The organism is Acinetobacter sp. OYA S30 (genome assembly GCF_033599315.1).
In the GTDB taxonomy this organism is placed as follows: Bacteria; Pseudomonadota; Gammaproteobacteria; order Pseudomonadales; family Moraxellaceae; genus Acinetobacter; species Acinetobacter baumannii.
On record NZ_JAWVAV010000054.1, the window covers coordinates 1 to 17,834 of the forward strand.

Annotated in this window: 15 protein-coding genes and 2 pseudogenes; 8 read left to right on the top strand and 9 right to left on the bottom strand. The window is 37.5% G+C overall.

From position 1 onward, the window contains the following. Window positions 1-217: 217 nt before the first annotated feature. Both R5R67_RS17435 and R5R67_RS17440 read right to left on the bottom strand, forming a co-directional pair. Window positions 218-775 (bottom strand): peptidylprolyl isomerase, encoded by a 558-nt coding sequence (locus tag R5R67_RS17435; protein ID WP_000735167.1) that lies wholly within the window; start codon window positions 773-775, stop codon window positions 218-220. Between the two features lie 143 nt (window positions 776-918). Next, window positions 919-1,989, bottom strand: a complete 1,071-nt coding sequence (locus R5R67_RS17440) for an alpha/beta hydrolase (protein ID WP_000123589.1) — start codon at window positions 1,987-1,989, stop codon at window positions 919-921. Between the two features lie 210 nt (window positions 1,990-2,199). Between R5R67_RS17440 and R5R67_RS17445 the strand changes: the two genes are divergently transcribed. Further along, window positions 2,200-2,526 (top strand): hypothetical protein, encoded by a 327-nt coding sequence (locus tag R5R67_RS17445; RefSeq protein WP_001274775.1) that lies wholly within the window; start codon window positions 2,200-2,202, stop codon window positions 2,524-2,526. Window positions 2,527-2,699: 173 nt separating this feature from the next. On the opposite strand, the gene R5R67_RS17450 is transcribed toward R5R67_RS17445, so the two are convergent. Beyond that, window positions 2,700-2,930, bottom strand: coding sequence for a hypothetical protein (locus R5R67_RS17450; protein WP_005120708.1), 231 nt, complete (start codon window positions 2,928-2,930; stop codon window positions 2,700-2,702). 391 nt (window positions 2,931-3,321) lie between these two features. Further along, window positions 3,322-4,188, bottom strand: coding sequence for an MBL fold metallo-hydrolase (locus R5R67_RS17455; protein ID WP_005120710.1), 867 nt, complete (start codon window positions 4,186-4,188; stop codon window positions 3,322-3,324). 107 nt (window positions 4,189-4,295) lie between these two features. Between R5R67_RS17455 and R5R67_RS17460 the strand changes: the two are divergent. The 6 genes and pseudogenes from R5R67_RS17460 to R5R67_RS17485 all read left to right on the top strand — a co-directional run bounded on the left by R5R67_RS17460 (window position 4,296) and on the right by R5R67_RS17485 (window position 10,829). Next, window positions 4,296-5,224, top strand: a pseudogene (locus R5R67_RS17460) (LysR family transcriptional regulator). A 128-nt stretch (window positions 5,225-5,352) separates the two neighbouring features. Beyond that, window positions 5,353-5,907: a nucleotide exchange factor GrpE gene (gene grpE, locus R5R67_RS17465; protein ID WP_001262789.1), complete on the top strand. Its 555-nt coding sequence runs from the start codon at window positions 5,353-5,355 to the stop codon at window positions 5,905-5,907. Window positions 5,908-6,060: 153 nt separating this feature from the next. Continuing rightward, window positions 6,061-8,001 (top strand): molecular chaperone DnaK, encoded by a 1,941-nt coding sequence (gene dnaK / locus R5R67_RS17470; RefSeq protein ID WP_001062605.1) that lies wholly within the window; start codon window positions 6,061-6,063, stop codon window positions 7,999-8,001. Between the two features lie 330 nt (window positions 8,002-8,331). After that, the gene (locus R5R67_RS17475) at window positions 8,332-9,249 is read left to right on the top strand and encodes a matrixin family metalloprotease (RefSeq protein ID WP_005120713.1); all 918 of its coding nucleotides are present in this window, start codon (window positions 8,332-8,334) and stop codon (window positions 9,247-9,249) included. An 81-nt stretch (window positions 9,250-9,330) separates the two neighbouring features. Continuing rightward, window positions 9,331-10,341, top strand: a pseudogene (locus R5R67_RS17480) (matrixin family metalloprotease). 101 nt (window positions 10,342-10,442) lie between these two features. Then, a complete protein-coding gene (locus tag R5R67_RS17485) occupies window positions 10,443-10,829 on the top strand; it encodes a hypothetical protein (protein ID WP_001985173.1) in 387 nt (128 codons plus the stop codon). Between the two features lie 49 nt (window positions 10,830-10,878). Here R5R67_RS17485 and R5R67_RS17490 read toward each other — a convergent pair whose 3' ends face one another. The 4 genes from R5R67_RS17490 to R5R67_RS17505 form a co-directional block, all read right to left on the bottom strand. Then, entirely contained in the window at window positions 10,879-12,171 is a 1,293-nt protein-coding gene (locus R5R67_RS17490; protein ID WP_005120715.1) for a lytic murein transglycosylase, read from the bottom strand. A 625-nt stretch (window positions 12,172-12,796) separates the two neighbouring features. Further along, window positions 12,797-13,918, bottom strand: a complete 1,122-nt coding sequence (locus R5R67_RS17495; protein ID WP_005120717.1) for a 5-(carboxyamino)imidazole ribonucleotide synthase — start codon at window positions 13,916-13,918, stop codon at window positions 12,797-12,799. Window positions 13,919-13,927: 9 nt separating this feature from the next. Next, window positions 13,928-14,440 (bottom strand): 5-(carboxyamino)imidazole ribonucleotide mutase, encoded by a 513-nt coding sequence (purE, locus tag R5R67_RS17500; protein WP_000994663.1) that lies wholly within the window; start codon window positions 14,438-14,440, stop codon window positions 13,928-13,930. A gap of 183 nt (window positions 14,441-14,623) precedes the next feature. Further along, window positions 14,624-14,986 carry a DMT family protein gene (locus R5R67_RS17505; RefSeq protein ID WP_004711246.1) on the bottom strand — a complete coding sequence of 121 codons (363 nt, stop codon included), beginning with the start codon at window positions 14,984-14,986 and terminating at the stop codon, window positions 14,624-14,626. 241 nt (window positions 14,987-15,227) lie between these two features. Here R5R67_RS17505 and mpl point away from each other — a divergent pair, with 241 nt between their 5' ends. After that, window positions 15,228-16,601 (top strand): UDP-N-acetylmuramate:L-alanyl-gamma-D-glutamyl-meso-diaminopimelate ligase, encoded by a 1,374-nt coding sequence (gene mpl / locus R5R67_RS17510; protein ID WP_005120719.1) that lies wholly within the window; start codon window positions 15,228-15,230, stop codon window positions 16,599-16,601. Window positions 16,602-16,670: 69 nt separating this feature from the next. Here the strand turns inward: mpl and R5R67_RS17515 are convergent. Further along, the coding region (locus R5R67_RS17515) for a low temperature requirement protein A (RefSeq protein WP_318755043.1) at window positions 16,671-17,834 on the bottom strand (1,164 nt) is incomplete at its 5' end.

The following is a 17,834-nucleotide window of genomic DNA, read 5'->3' on the forward strand; positions in this document are numbered from 1 at the left end:
TTTTCTGCTCCTCATCAGAGACAGAATTCAACGCAATACAAAACCTTCATCTTAACCCTGTAAGCTAAGATATTCTCGTGTATCGCGTCGGGATGAGTGCATTATAGGGAAAAAAAACCGGTACGCAAGCACTTTTATAAATATGCGCGCTCGACCGGTTCTTTTTCAGCCAAATAAAATTTTAAAAATAATTAAATAACTGATTTATATGGTTAATTTATTTTTGAGAATTTTTGATTTTTATATCTACTATCTTTATAGGCTGTTTTGGTACGTTTTGATGCATGCCATAGTTTGATGTAGGAGCCTGAACAATACGGTCAACTACATCCATTCCTTTGACCACTTTACCAAAAACAGCATATCCGGGATTTCCTGGTGAACGGTTAAGAAAGTTATTGTCTGCAACATTTATAAAAAACTGGCTAGTTGCTGAATCAGGATTTGAAGTACGGGCCATCGCCAAAGTACCTCGTGTATTTGCAATACCATTTCCTGCTTCGTTTTTAATAGGTGCTCGTGTTGTCTTTTCCTGCATGTTCGCAGTCATTCCGCCACCTTGAGCCATAAATCCTGGAATGACACGGTGAAAGATGGTCTCTTTATAAAAACCAGATTTTATATAACCTTTAAAGTTATTCACACTCATTGGTGCTTTATCATCGTATAACTCTATTTCGATGTTGCCTAAATTTGTTTGCATCTCAACTAAGGTATTCGCCCACACTGAGTGACTACTTACTCCTAAACACAACAACATCAGTAATTTTTTCATATTGCCCTACAACAACTTTATAAATAATTAACCGTTAAATCTAATCGCCTACGGCAAACAATTCTAGTGAGTATTTATTAATAGCTTTATATAGCTTTTATATTAATCCACGTTCCACGTGAAACATGGATTAATCAGCTTACTTAACTGTTTTTATCCCAAAACTTTCTAAAGTTTTTACTAATTTCGATCGTATAACGTTTTGCTTTTCTAGAAATCGGAGTCAGGTTAATAAAGCCATGGGTCTGATCCGGAAATTCTTCATAATGCATTTTCACACCATTTTGTCTTAACTTATGACTATATATTTTAGCTTCATCATGTAAGACATCATGCCCCGCTGTAATCACAAAAGCGGGCGGGTTTTTCTTTAGATTGCCATAGGTAGGTGAAATTATTGGATCATCAAGTTCTACATTATGATGAGTTGCATAATACTGTGTGACATAGTCAATATCAGTATTTGTTAAGACTAACCCTTCGTTATAAGCATAAAATGAAGGATGTCTACTTTTGAAGTCGACTGTAGGATAAATCAATAATTGTGCCTGCGGAGCATAAGCTTTATTTACTGATCTTTGCGCTACAACAGTACTAATATTTCCGCCAGCACTATCCCCTGCGACAGCAATTCTACTTTTTAATATTTTTAATTGTCTGCGGTTTTGATAAACCCAAGCTAATGCATCTTCACACGATTGAATTAAATGTTGTGGTGAAACTTCAGGTGCTAAAGGGTAGTCGATACTGAGCACCTGTACTTTTGCATATTTTGCTAATAAGCGACAAACCTCATCATGAGTATCTAAACCACCTACAACAAAACCACCTCCATGATAGAACACGATCAATGGCAATTTTTTGTTAGGGGCAGGATGATAATGTCTAGCAAAGATAGTCCCGCTTTGTAGGGGTAAGCGAATATCTTCTACTAACTCAATATCAGTTGGTTTTTGGCGTATGGCCTGCATTTGTGCATCGAATGCTCTTCTTGATTCAATTGGGTCTGAACCAATAAATCCCACTCTCCCCTGTTTAATTTGCACAGCCATCATGCATTTCGTAAATGAATCGAGATCTGGATATTGATAAGAGTATCCTAAAATTTTAGCGAGAGACTCTTGAGCTAGTCGAGGTAACCTATCAAGTGCTCGAGCAGCAGGACCTTGCCCCTTATCTAGCAATGTTTGAATTTTTTGATTAAATGCTGTCATGCTTGTCTCCTTGAATCCCTCTTATCCTTCATATTTTCTACAGAATTCTTTGTTGTTTGACTATATTCGCATACAACTCATGCAATCAAGATACAAAGGTAAAAACCAATCTACGCTAATCTGATTTATAGCAAATGTCATTAACAAATCTGTCGTTTAAAACAGGACTTTTTTACCAATTATTGTTAACAGACAAAAAGAGGTACTGCTATGTCAGCAAAACTAGTTGTTACTTTGTTAGCAACCAGTCTTTTAACTGTAGGCTGTGTTGCTTATACAGATGATCCTTATTATCGCGGTGGTTATGGTTACCATGATCATGATGACGATCGTTATGACCGTAACGATGGACGTCGATATAATGAGTGGGAACGCAAACGTTGGGAAGAGCGTAAAAGATTATATGAACAACAACGCAAAGATATTCGTGAACAGCAAAAGGACCGTCGTGAATGGGAAAAACGACACCGTGAATGGGAGAAGAAACGCTTAGAAGACCGAGATCATGATCATAGAGATTATCGTCATGATGACTAAACATACTACTTCTATATAAAAAGCCCCAAAGCAATAAGTCTCTTGGGGCTTTTTTGAGGAATATAAATTCTCTCTAATTTATAGAAAAATGAGTAGCAGCTCATTTCATATATGTATCGGCATCTTGAACATATACGTTCTATAAACTCATATCTCTTATTTTTAGCAGCAAATTACTGAGCAGCTGCAGAACCTGAAACTGAACCAGAAGCGCCAGCATCAACTTGACCTGGTTGAGCTTGACCAGAAACACCTGCATCTACACCAACACCAGCTTGTACGCCAGATGGGCTAGCACTTGTTTGAGCAGAACCAGAAGCGTTTAAACCAGCTTCTGATGCACAACCAACAGCTGTAAATGCAACACCAGCAAGTACTACAGAGATAAGACCTAATTTTTTCATGATAGCTTTCCTTTCATTACGACAAACATTTAAATGCAAAGTTCATCTTCGCGCTGCCTATAATTCACAATTTTTTTTCTCAACGTGCGTATCATTGGTTGTCTTTTGTAGTAATAGCGGTACAAATTCTGCAATTTTTTATTAAAATTACTTTCTTAAATCAACTATATTATTTTATAAATGAAACTATAGATAAGCACTTGTTTAATTTTATCAATTTTTTATTTTTTCTCTATTTGACAGATATATTCAAAATATTTCCCTTTATAGAAACGCAATACAAGTTGCGTAGATTGTTACAGAGCTTTTTGACTTTTAAAATTGATTTTTCTGTAAGAAAGCCGTGAATTGTCACGGCTTTCTTGAAAGTTAATATGGCTTAAACGCTAGATTATGGCCACTGCATTTCACCTTTTACCACTTTAGCGCCGAGCTCTAAGCTATCAACACTTTGAAGCGTTGGGTATTGCTTCTGCATGAGCTTGCTCAGCTCAGTAGCATTTTTAGTTGCTTTAGCTGCTTTTTCATAACTATTTAAATAGTTAATCGAAAAGTTAACGGCATCTAGACCTTGTGGAGCTCCCTCAACCATATGAGCAGGTACAACAATTTTAGGTTGCAGTGCTTTGATGCTTTCTAAAGATTGAATGACTTCCACACGATCTTTGGTTTTAGGTGTATCTGCCATCCATAAATGAATACCTGAAGATACCGGAATACCACCCACAACTGCTTTTGCAGAAGGAACCCATAAATAAGTAAGCTCTTTTTTACCTTTAATCTCGATTGATTCATTCTCAAGTTTTAAAGTTTTAGCAGTGTAAGCTTGAGGCACAATAATTTGGCTAGGTGCATTTGCACCCATTTGTGGCCCCCAATATTTAACTTTAAGCGCTTGAGTATCCTGAATATGCTTTACTGTTTCCGGCGTAGCAATGATCTGTACATTCGGGAAATACTGTTTAAATACATCTAAGCCGAAATAATAGTCCGGGTCGCCATAGCTTACGAAAATAGTTTTTAATGTTTTACCCCTATCGAGAATATTTGCAGCAATACGTAATGCTTCAGATTTTGAGAATTGTGCATTAACCAGTAAAACTTCTTTGTCGCCTTCTATTAAGGTTGAGGTGACACCAAAGTGCTCTGGTTTAGCCAGAAAACTCTGAATTTTCAGATCTTGAGCAAAAGCTGACTGAGCCATAGTTAATGCTGTAGCAGTAGCAAGTGCGGAAGCGGATAATTTAAATAATTTCATTAGGTATTCTCCTGTTTCATGAAGAACACTTTAAATTGCAATTTATGTAAGATAAACGCACTAATTTAAGATAAACTGTTGCATATATTGTAATAATAGCTAGACATATGGATACTTTAAAAGCCATTCAGGTCTTTGTTTCTATTGCACAACACGGTAATTTAACTAAAGCCGCAGAGCATCTTAATTATTCTCGTGCAATGGTTTCGCGTTATCTTGAGCACCTTGAACATACGTTCTCAACTCGACTATTTCAGAGAAATACCCGAAAAATATCTCTTACACCCGCAGGTGAAAAAGCTCTGCTCTACTGCGAAAATATTTTACAGCAGCAACAACTTTTACAAGAACTCGCAGCACCTGAACAACACAACGGTACAATCCGTTTTACATGCGGATTATTTCTATTTGAACTTGGGGTTGCGGAATGTATTCGGCAATTTAAGAGACAGCATCCTCATATTCAGTTTGATGTATACCTGACTGAAAGCACGATGGATCTTATAGATGCACAAGTGGACTTGGCACTACGCATTACTCAAAAAGTCGCAGATGGTTTAATTGCACGGCCAGTTTGTCAAATCGAATCCGTTTTCTGTGCTCATCCTGATTATTTAAAACAGCACAGTCCCCTACTCCATCCTCGTCAACTCATTCAACATGAATGTATTGCACATCATAGCCAACATCAATTCTGGACACTTTTTGATAATGAGCAACAACCTCAGAACTATCCTCTAAATGTCACTTTTAAAAGTAATGATGTGAATGCTCTTTACGATATGTGCTTACATGCACAGGGAGTCGCAATGTTGCCTACATTATTAGTTGAGAAAGATTTAAAAGAAAAACGCTTAAAAGCTTTATTTAAAAATTTTACGGCCCCCGAGTTAAGTTTGTCGGTCGTGTATGCCTCTAGACAACATTTACCCCGAATCACTCAAGAATTTATAGCTTTTATGATCGAAAATTTAGATTTTTACTTAAAACCGCAAAATTAAAAGCTTTAAATTGCCGTGTACGCTTGAATTTTTAGGCAATGCCCATACTTCATCCCTATTAATGAATTACAGCATATGCATGGCAGTTCAGGTTTTACACAGTAAATACTGATGCCAAAAAGGACTGTACATGTTTAAAAACCCATTTAAACGGAGATCATCAATGGCTAATGAGCAAAACGAGCAAGCTCAAGACATTCAAAATGAGCAAGTTGAGCAATCTAACGAGCAAACTCAGGCTGAAGGTGTAGAGCAAGCAAACGACGTTACCGTTGAATCTTTACAAGCGCAAATCACTAAACTAGAAGAAAATCTTAAGCTTGAAAAAGCTCGTACTGCCAATGCAGTTTACGAAGCACAAAAAAGTGTAGAGCGTATTCAGCGTGAGTCTGAGAAGCATAAAGAGACTGTGCTTGAGAAATTTGCAAAAGAATTGTTGGACTCTGTCGACAATTTAGAACGCGCAATTCAGGCAGCTGGCGATGAAGAAACGCCTGTACTTGAAGGTGTTAAGTTAACCTTAAAGTCACTTTTAACGACTCTTGAGAAATTTGGCGTTGTAGAAGCTGATACTCAAAATGGTTTCAACGCAGATTTACACCAAGCTGTTGGCATTGATCCAAATGCAAAAGCAAATGAAATCGGTACCGTTTTACAAAAAGGCTATACCTTAAATGGCCGCTTATTGCGCCCTGCTATGGTTATGGTTGGTCAATAAAATGAGCAAAAGCAAAGCATCTCTTTGCTAAAAGCCCAAGAATTTGAGAGTTTTTTGATTTTTTTTCATAAAAATGCTTGAAAAAAACCGATTGACTCTCATATCGAATAACAAGCAAAAACATTGCAACAGAATTTTAGAGGAACACACCAAATGGCAAAAATTATTGGTATTGACTTAGGTACTACCAACTCATGTGTTGCTGTACTTGAAGGCGATAAAGTAAAAGTAATCGAAAACGCAGAAGGCGCACGTACAACTCCATCGATCATTGCGTATAAAGATGGCGAGATCTTAGTGGGCCAAAGCGCTAAGCGTCAGGCAGTAACAAATCCTAAAAATACATTATTCGCGATCAAGCGTTTAATTGGTCGTCGTTATGAAGATCAAGCAGTACAAAAAGACATCGGTCTTGTACCTTATAAAATCATCAAAGCAGACAACGGTGATGCTTGGGTTGAAGTAAACGATAAAAAACTAGCACCTCAACAGATCTCTGCTGAAATCTTGAAAAAGATGAAAAAAACTGCAGAAGATTATTTAGGTGAAACAGTAACTGAAGCTGTAATTACTGTTCCTGCTTACTTTAACGATGCTCAACGTCAAGCAACTAAAGATGCGGGTAAAATCGCTGGTTTAGATGTTAAACGTATCATTAACGAACCAACTGCTGCTGCACTTGCGTTCGGTATGGACAAAAAAGAAGGCGACCGTAAAGTTGCAGTTTACGACTTAGGTGGTGGTACATTTGACGTATCTATCATTGAAATCGCGGATCTTGATGGCGACCAACAAATTGAAGTGTTATCAACTAACGGTGATACTTTCCTTGGTGGTGAAGACTTCGATAACGCGTTAATTGAATACTTGGTTGAAGAATTCAAGAAAGAACAAAACGTAAACTTGAAAAACGATCCACTTGCGTTACAACGTTTGAAAGAAGCTGCTGAAAAAGCAAAAATCGAGCTTTCTTCTTCGAATGCAACTGAAATCAACCTTCCATACATCACTGCTGATGCGACTGGTCCTAAACACTTAGTGATCAACGTAACTCGTGCAAAACTTGAAGGTTTAGTTGCTGATTTAGTTGCTCGTACTATCGAACCTTGTAAGATTGCTCTTAAAGATGCTGGTCTTTCGACTTCTGACATCTCTGACGTCATCTTAGTTGGTGGTCAGTCTCGTATGCCACTTGTACAACAAAAAGTACAAGAATTCTTCGGTAGAGAGCCACGTAAAGACGTGAACCCTGACGAAGCAGTTGCAATCGGTGCTGCAATTCAAGGTGCTGTATTGTCTGGTGACAAGAACGACGTATTGCTTCTTGACGTAACACCATTAACTTTAGGTATTGAAACAATGGGTGGTGTATTAACACCAATCATTGAGAAAAACACAACGATTCCTGCGAAGAAATCACAAGTGTTCTCTACTGCTGCTGATAACCAACCAGCGGTCGATATTTCAGTTTACCAAGGTGAACGTAAGATGGCTCAACAAAACAAATTGTTGGGTAACTTCCAGTTAGGTGACATCCCACCTGCTCCACGTGGTGTGCCACAAATTGAAGTATCTTTCGATATTAACGCTGACGGTATCTTGAAAGTGTCTGCAAAAGACAAGAGCACTGGTAAAGAGCAATCGATCCAGATTAAGGCAAACTCAGGTTTATCTGATGCTGAAATCGAAGCGATGATTAAAGATGCAGAAGCAAATGCTGAAGAAGACCGTAAGTTTGAAGAACTTGCAAAAGCTCGTAACGAAGCTGATGCATTAATTTCAAGCTCAAACAAAGCTGTTAAAGATCTTGGTGACAAAGTGACTGAAGATGAAAAAACAGCGGTAAATACAGCAGTTTCTGAACTTGAAGCAGCAACAAAAGAAAATGATGTTGAAGCAATCAAAGCGAAAACTGAAGCTTTACAAAACATCTTAATGCCGATCACTCAACGTGCTTATGAACAAGCGCAACAAGCTGGCGGTGCTGAAGGTTTCGACCCAAATGCATTCCAAGGTGGTGATGCTGGTCAACAAAAAGCAGACGATGGCGTTGTAGATGCTGAGTTCACTGAAGTAAAAGATGACAAAAAATAATTTGTCTCTTTAAAAAAGACCGCGCGAAGGCGCGGTTTTTTATTATTTACAAAAAATAACAATAATATTTTTTATATATTTTCATAAACTTAATGGGCAAAATAGCCAATCATAAAAATTAACTATTTATTATTTATAGATATTTTAAAAAATTAAAATCACTGTTATGAAATCCATTAATTTTTCCATTAATGCCAAACACATGTATTTATTTATTCTCTTTCTTTAGCAAGATCACAAAACAATCGCTATCTCTGGTCATTTTTATCACTTTGACGAATAAGGATTACATCCTAACAATAAGAATTTATTTATATTTTTATTTTTGCCATGAAAAAATTTCTATGGTGGGGAATAAGTCTATACTTCAGTATAAGCTTACAGGTAGCTGCTTTTGCTCAAAGCAATTTATCAAATATTTCTTTTAATCAGCCTTTAAAATATAGGATGGATTATATAGATCCACGTTTTGAATTAACGAAAGAACAATTTATTCAAATTGGTAAAGAAGCAGCTGAAATTTGGCAAAAAGAAACTGGGAAAACCTATTTTATTTATGATTCTCAAGCAGAGCTTACTATTAATTTAGTATTGGACAATCAACAAGCTACTCAAAATGAAAGAAAAAATAGTATAAATGAGATATTAAAGCAGCAGGAAGAATGGAGAGAGAAAAATAAAGCTATTCTTTTATTTAAACAACAAATTGATCAGGAAACCTCTCTTTTGAATAAAGAAAAAGAGAATCTTAATTATAAATTCGAACAATATCAAAAAGATGTATCTCTTTTTAATCAAGGAAACTATGGGCAATTTACTCAAAGCAGTTTAAACAAACGCCAAGCTGAGTTAAGCCAGCTTTCGTTAGAATTACAAACAAAGTTTTCTCAACATAGCAATAAAATAGAAATGCTTAATAGACAAATTAAGCAAATAAATCAACAACAAAACCTGCTTAATCAATCTATTGAGCAATTTAATTTGAGCACGACTTCTGGCTCAAAAACTTTTCATAAAGGCTTGTTTAGTCAAAATCAAATTCAGATTTATGGCTTTACTTCATTCGATGATTTGCGCCTAACTCTTGCTCATGAGTTTGGACATGCATTAGGTTTAAAACACACCGATGATCCTAAATCTTTGATGTACCCTCTTTTAAGAGAGCAGGATATTCATAACTTCAAATTAACAAATTCAGATTTAGATCTATTGGCTACATTATATGGTTCAAATGATGAAAATCATTAAAACTAACTAATTAAATAAACTAAATAAAATAAAAACTATTCAATTTTTACTAAAAAATAATTTGGCATTTGGTAAAAAATAATGAGACGCAGGTCTCATTATTTTGTCGAAATTGTATATTTTTTGATTGATTTTTCATTTTATATTCTTATAATACGTTTTTTTCAAATCTCCCCCTTTGATTATGCGTTTAACTTCTTTGTTATTAGGCATGGCCTTTGCTTTTTCTAATTTTCAGGCTAATGCTAATCTTGCGACTCCCCTACACACCCAAGTTCAGAAAAAAAATGTTCAACATTTGACATATAAAATTGCTGAAGTTGACCCTCGTTTTGGTTTAAGTCAAGAGCAATTGATCCAGATTACACAGCAAGCTGCTGATATTTGGAAAGAAGGTACAGGTAAAAATTACTTTACTTATGACCCAAATGCAAAGTTAGAAATTCGTCTTGTATATACGATGACAGCCAAAATCGTTCAGCAGAGCGTCAAAAAATCGCTTCTCAGTTCAAACAAGACCAACAACGTGTAATTGATGAGCAACAACAAATTAAACAGTTGAAGCAAAATTTAAGTCAAACTCAATCGGATCTTGAAAATAAAAAACAGATCTTAAATGAGAAATTGAAGAATTTTGATCAACAGATGATGCAGTTTAAGGAAGGAAAATTAGCACCTGAATACACTGCAAAATCACTTTCGAAAACTCAGAAAGATTTACAAAAACAGACAGTTGCTTTAAAGAAAGATATTGCTGCTTATAATCAGCAAGCTGCAGACTTAAATAAAAAGGTTACTCACTTTAACCAGATTAATGATGAATTCAACCAATCATTAAATCAGTTTAAGCAAAATGCCCAAGCTGATGTATTTAAGAAAGGTATTTATAACGGTAAACAAATCATGATCTATGAATATAGTTTTATTGATGATTTACGTTTAACAATTGCTCATGAATTAGGCCATGCACTTGGCTTAAAACATAGTGATCAACCGGGTGCTTTAATGTACTCAGTTCGAAAAGATAGCGATAAAAAAAGTAATATTTTAACTGATGCTGATCGTGATCTATTAAGCGCTTTACCTCAATAATTAGATACTGAACTCATACGATGTATCTATTTTATAAATAGATACATCGAAATTCATGTCAAAGTCATGTTATTGTGATTGTAAGAGCCGTCTAAAATAGAATGGAGATCAAGATGAGTTATTATCATATCCTGATTGAAGTAAATGATCACATTAGTACGATTGAGCAAACTCGAGATATCGAACTATTTGATATTATTGAACTTAAACCTTACCTTCATTCTATTTTATTACCTTACTTCAATGAGCAAGAAATTGAGCTTGAAGATGAAAATATTGAATATAAAGATATTTTACATCTGGAAGTTAAGCAGACATTATTGCCTATCGAGCACCTAATTGAAGAAGAACAAAAGCAGCTACCAAGTGATACAGATGTCACAATTACTGCTTATGAAATCTTTAATGACCGTGATTTAAGCCAAGATGTTACCTCAGTTATTTTTGATATATTGGAAGCAGTTAAGCTAGATCAATCTATAGTTTAGCTGTTTAATAAAAAAGGTCTGCATATGCAGACCTTTTTTATTTAATATTTTATTGCATCATTTTTCGTGCTTGTTCTTGGCGGAATGCACGTAAAATTTGTTGCCCTGCCCGTCCTGTTGGATTTAAACCTAAACGGGTTTGCTCCTGACGAATAGCAACACGGGTTTTATCGCCAATCAATCCATCAACAGCACCAATATCATAACCACGATTAATCAAAAATTGCTGAATTTCGCGACGCTCTGCACGTGAAGTACCAGGATCATCAGTTGGCCAAGAGCTAACAAATGGACCTGCTCCTCTTAAGCGATCAGACAAATGTGCAATTGCCAGCCCGTAACTTTCCGCAGCGTTGTAACTATAAATAGCATCAAAATTCTTAAATACTAAAAATACTGGTCCACTTGGTCCTGCTGGAGCCATTAAACCGGCTGGCGTACTACCAGACAAAGGACCTTGTATTAGTGGCGAACCATCAATCCGTGTTACTCCTCGCGCACTCCAACTGCTTAATGGTTTTTTCGAGCGTCGTCCTTCTCCATCAATTGACATGCCTGCTGGAATTTGAACTTCAAAGCCCCAAGGCATACCCGTCTGCCAACCTGCTTTATTCAAGAAATTAGCCGTTGATGCCAATGCATCTGCAGTACTCGATACTAAATCGCGTCGGCCATCTCCATCAAAATCAACCGCTAAGCGTTCATAAGTTGATGGCATAAATTGAGTATGACCAAATGCTCCTGCCCACGAACCTTTAAGTTGATCTTCAGTTAAGTCACCACGCTGTAAAATACGCATTGTGGCAAAAAACTCGGTACGAAAATAACCTTGTCGGCGCCCTTCACAACTTAAAGTCCCAAGAGCTTGTAATAAAGGATATTTTCCAGAAATATCACCAAAATTACTTTCAACACCCCATACCGCTACAATGGTTTCAGCAGGCACACCGTACACTTGAGAAGCACGATTTAAAACATCCCGGTGTTGTGCAAGTTTTTGTTTTCCAAGTGCAACACGTTCTTCATCTACCAGACCAGACAAATAATCCCAAATCGGTGTCGAAAACTCTGGTTGGTAATTTAACTTATCAATCACCGAGTAATCTGGTGTTAAATTTTGCGTATAGCGATCATAAGTGCTACCTGAAACACCAGCAGCAATAGCCTGTGAACGTAAATTTGCCAAACAGCTCTGGAAATTATTATTAGGCGTATAAGTATCACTATTCGTTACTGGAACAGTCGCATTACTAGATATTGTAGAACCATTAATTACCAGCTCTGCTTGAGCCTGGGTCATCGCCAAAAATACAGACCCAACAATACAAGAAAAACGTCGCATATTATCCTAGTTCAATTTTTAAATTTAAATTTGTAAGTACCATACCATTATGGACTCAAATTTTTCAGAGAGAAATCGTAAATTTGAATTCATAATTACTTCTTTAAATTCATTTCCAGAGTTTTAAATTCAAAATCTGCCCTCTAATTTAAATTCAAAAACTTCATTTTAAATTTAAAAATCCAAGCCCCATCCACTTGTGGATAACTCATAAAACCACACACCTAAAGTGCCTTACACACTATATTCTTTATGCTTTTCATAACTCTTGTGAAGTACAAACCCTTGGCTACTCATGAATATACGTTTTAAATTTAAAAGTCAGGCGCAGTTTTGAATTCAAAATATCATTCAGACGACATACATCTTTTTAAATTCAAAACAAACACAAGCTGGAGTACCAGATTTAAATTCAAACTTTAAGTATTGGAGATAACTTATTTTAAATTCAAAAACTCTCAAAACAACTTATTTCATTTTTAAATTCAAAGTTAGGGCCTATATTTAAATTCAAAAGCTCAACAAAAGTTATCCACAGTGAGCAAATAACAGGTTTTTAATATTTTTTAAATTTAAAAGACAAAAAAAACGATCCGAAGATCGCTTTTTAGAAAATTTAACTTATTTAAATGATCATATCATCTGTTATAGCGAGTGGTTCTGGCAAAATTTTCGCTAACTGACGGCATAAATTCGTCAATTCATTACTATCCACAGGCATTAACGTAATGTGGCCTAACTTACGGCCAGCACGTTCCGATTTGTTATAAAGGTGCAGATGAGCGCCATTTAGTGCCAAAACATCTTCAGTTTTAGGATGCTGACCAATAATATTGATCATAACCGTTGGTCGAACAACGTCTGTTGACCCCAATGGTAACCCTGCAACAGCTCGTATATGGTTTTCAAACTGTGAACATACAGCACCTTCAATTGACCAGTGACCTGAGTTATGCACACGTGGTGCCATCTCATTTGCACACAAGCCTTGTTCTGTCACAAATAGCTCGAGAGTTAGCACACCTACATAGTTGAGATGATTTAACAAACGCGTAATGTAGTCTTGAGCAACAGGTTGTAGAGCTTCACTATTCGGTGCAGGTACGATTGAGTGCGACAAAATACCGTTGTGATGGTGGTTTTCAGCCAATGGCCAAGTCTTCACTTCACCATTTTGACCACGTACTGCAATAATCGAAACTTCGCGAGAAAATTTCACAAAGCTTTCAGCCACTAAGCTTTTTGCAGGACCAAGCTCTGCCCAAGCTGTATCAATTTGGTCTTCGGAACGAAGTACAAACTGACCTTTGCCATCATATCCGCCAGTTGCAGTCTTAAGTACAATCGGCAAACCAAGCTCAGCAACAGCTTTTTTCAAGCTTTCTAGACTATCTACAGCACGATACGGCGCAACAGGAATCTCAAGTTCATCAAACAATGCTTTTTCTGACAAACGATTTTGCGCAGTTGCTAAAGCAATACGGGGAGGGTGCAGTGTTTTAGTTTGTGTTAACACATCTACATCTGCAACAGGTGTATTTTCAAACTCAAGACTGAAAACATCAGCGCTTTCAATAAACTGCTTTAAACCTTGTTCATCTTGACTAGAAAAAACTTGGCCTAAAACACCTGCTGGACAATCTGTATTTGCTTCAAAAAAAGTACATTGAATATTTAATGGTAAAGCTGCTTGCGCCATCATACGGCCCAATTGCCCACCACCAAAAATACCGATAGTTTTATCCATTTCAGCCTCTTAAACCTGTCCCGGAATATTGTTGCTTGCAACTTTATCAGTTTGTGCAGCACGGAAATCTGCAACATTTTTTGCGATTTCAGGACGAGTTAAACCCAAGATTTGAGCAGCCATAATCGCAGCATTGGTCGCACCAGCCGGACCAATTGCCAAAGTACCTACAGCGATACCTGCTGGCATTTGTACAATTGAAAGTAATGAATCTACGCCATTTAAAATTGATGATTTAACTGGTACACCCAACACAGGTAAATCAGTTTTTGCCGCACACATACCTGGTAAATGCGCAGCTCCACCAGCGCCTGCAATAATCACTTGAATACCACGATCACGCGCAGTTTCTGCATATTCAAACAAACGGTCCGGAGTACGGTGAGCAGATACCACTTCCGCTTCAAATGGGACACCAAGTTGTTTAAGCATATTGGCAGTATGTTCAAGCGTTGCCCAATCGGACTGGGAACCCATGATAATTCCGACTAAAGGTTGGGTATCTGTTGCGACCGCGTTCATTGGCATTTCCAAAGCGTAAAAATGGTAAAAACTCGACTTGTACCAAGCCAAGCATGAGAGAAAAAGATGAGGCCAATATTATAGCTGTTTTTTCACTCACCCCAAAGCCCAAGTTTATGTGGAAAAAGCATGATTCCGATGGATTTAACAACGATCTGTCTGAAAACCCAATTTCAGATAATTTTACTGGCTTCTAAATACAAAATAGACACAACCAAACAGGCATAACATAGCCCAAACATAGTCTAGCTTGAACGGCTGTTTAAACAGCAACACCATGAATGGCACAAATACAATGAGAGTGACTACTTCTTGGGTAATTTTCATTTCACCCAAGGTCCAGTTTTGATCACTCAAGATTCGAGTTGCTGGAATCATAAAACTATATTCCAGTAGGGCGATAATCCAACCGAATAAAATCGCTTGCCAGAATGGAGCATGGTGCAAAAATTTAAGATGCCCATACCATGCAAGTGTCATAAAACAGTTCGAAATAATTAATAGCACAAAAGCTAAAACCGTTGGGCTCAAAGGCACATCCTTCATCGTCACGATGATTTAAGTATTAATATGGATCAAAAACATTATAAAAGATAAAACTATAATTCAGCTTAAATCTAAAAAATAAAGCTGTACTTTTATGAGTGCCTCAAACACATAGAACGACAACGAATTTTGACTATCTTTTCCAGTTGAGCCTTGCTATCTTTGCTGGCAAATTTATCAATAATGAAAACACAGTAATTCACATTAATACTGTGTACAAAAGCAGTGGAGAAGGCGAGCAATGCATCTGCATATCTTGGGTATTTGTGGCACTTTTATGGGCTCTTTAGCACTTTTAGCTCGTGATTTAGGACATAAGGTAACAGGTTCCGATTCAAATGTTTACCCGCCAATGTCTACCCAGTTAGAAAACGCAGGTATTGAACTCATGCAAGGCTATGACCGTAGCCATTTACAGCCTCATCCGGACTTGGTTATTGTCGGCAACGCCATGAAACGTGGTATTGATGCCGTGGAATATATGCTTAATGAAGGCCTGCCATATATTTCTGGTCCACAGTTCCTTGCCGATCACGTTTTACAAGGCAAACATGTGCTTGGTGTGGCGGGTACTCATGGAAAAACAACTACAACAACCATGTTGGCTTGGGTACTTGATCAGGCTGGTTTAAACCCAGGCTTTTTAATTGGTGGTGTACCACTGGGTTTTAGTGAAAGTGCTCGTTTAGGTGGTGGCAAATACTTCTGCGTTGAAGCCGACGAATATGACTCAGCTTTCTTTGATAAGCGTTCTAAGTTTGTTCACTATCATCCAAAAACGGCGATTTTAAATAACCTTGAATTTGACCATGCCGATATTTTTGATGACTTAGCAGCAATTCAAAAACAGTTCCATCATCTTGTGCGTACTATTCCAAGTGAAGGCCGTATTATTGCGCCAATTACTGAAACGCATATTGATGCAGTACTTGAAATGGGTTGCTGGACGCCAGTGATTCGTACAAGTTTAGAAGCAAATGAAAAAGCTGCTTTATCTGCCGAATTAATCTCAATTGATGGCAGCCATTTTAAAGTCCTCGAAAATGGCAATTCCGTTGGTGAAGTGAAATGGAGCATGACAGGGCAACATAGCGTAGCGAATGCTTTAGCAACCATTGCAGCGGCTCAACATGTGGGCGTTTCGCTTGAAAAGGCATGTGAAGCTTTGTCTAACTTTGGCGGTGTAAAACGCCGTATGGAGTTACTCGGCACGATCAATGGTATTGAGGTTTATGATGACTTCGCTCACCATCCAACAGCAATCGACACGACTTTAGATGGCGCACGTAAACGTTTAGGCGAACGTCGTTTATGGGCCATTATTGAGCCACGTTCAAATACCATGCGCATGGGTAGCCATAAAGATGGCTTGGCACATTCTGCACGTTTAGCAGACGAAGTGATCTGGTATCAGCCAGAAGGCCTAGATTGGGATTTACAACCTGTGATTGAAGCTGCGACTAACCATGCCCAAGTGAGCCGCTCACTTGATGAGATTATTGAACGTATTGTCAATGAAGCAGGTGAGGGTGATGCCGTTGTAATTATGTCGAATGGTGGTTTTGGTGGCTTACATCAAAAACTTATGAGCGCATTAAAAGCAAAAGCTGCTTAACTTTCGCTCTAGATGACTCAATAAAAAACGGGTTTCACATTGAAACCCGTTTTTTAGTTTAATTATTTTTTAAACCTGTTTTGGCTCTATATTTTCCATAAATTTATTCGAGATGAATAAACGTAACGTATAGACTATACCCATCGCAAACACGCTATATCCCACGTTATTACAAATAAACGGAATACATAAAATAATAAATGCGGTAATAGGATAAAACCATTTAGAAATTCCAGCTAAACACTCAAACTCGTATAACATCCAGATACAAGTGGTATAAAGCACCACACTCACAGCAACAATCACACCCATATATAAATCAGAGATATGTGCATGATGGGTAGTAACATCCACGGCGGCGGCAAGCGCAGCACCTACGGCAGCAATACTCACAAAAACAAAATAATGGCCATAACCCCATACAAATGGACGCACACCTTTAAAATGATGATGTTGTTCACTGCGATCAAAGTAAGCCCACCACATTGCAAACATCAACATTAATCCGCCAATCATTAAAAAAACAGCCGGAATATTGATAGATTGAGCCGCAAGCGCATCACGTATGGCATTAAAACTACCTACAATTGATTCGCCCAAAACAATAATGGTGAGGAGAGCATAGCGCTCTACAATATGGTGAGGATGCCACGGCGTAGGCGAATGTTTTTCTGCATAGATGGGAACAAATAACTCGAACACAACTAGACATAAAAATAGAGATATAGAAAGGACATGAGCAAAGTTAGCTACAAGCCAGCCAATTTGTACCAAGACTATACCTATCGCATAGCGGTAAGCCGTAACTCGCCGTTCAGGATCATGTTTTGCTGCTCTGAGCCACTGAGTAACTAAAGCCAAGCGCATAATCACATAGCCCACAATAATGATGTCAAAATCCTGACTACGAAACACATCAGGAATACCTGCGGCCATCACCAATGAACCTACAATCTGAACAAAAGTAAGGCATCGATACAATGCATCATCATTATCGTAAGCTGAGGCGAACCATGAAAAATTCATCCATGCCCACCACAGCGCAAAAAATACAATCAGGTAGCTTGGCAGAGCATGCCAGAGATGATTTTCAATAATTGCGTGGTGTAACTGCTGACCTGCTGTTGCAATCGCGACCACAAAAATTAAATCGAACAATAATTCGAGGGGAGTCGCTGCTCTATGCGGCTGTTTTGGATCTCTTGGAGATAAAGGTCTCAAACTTAATTTTTT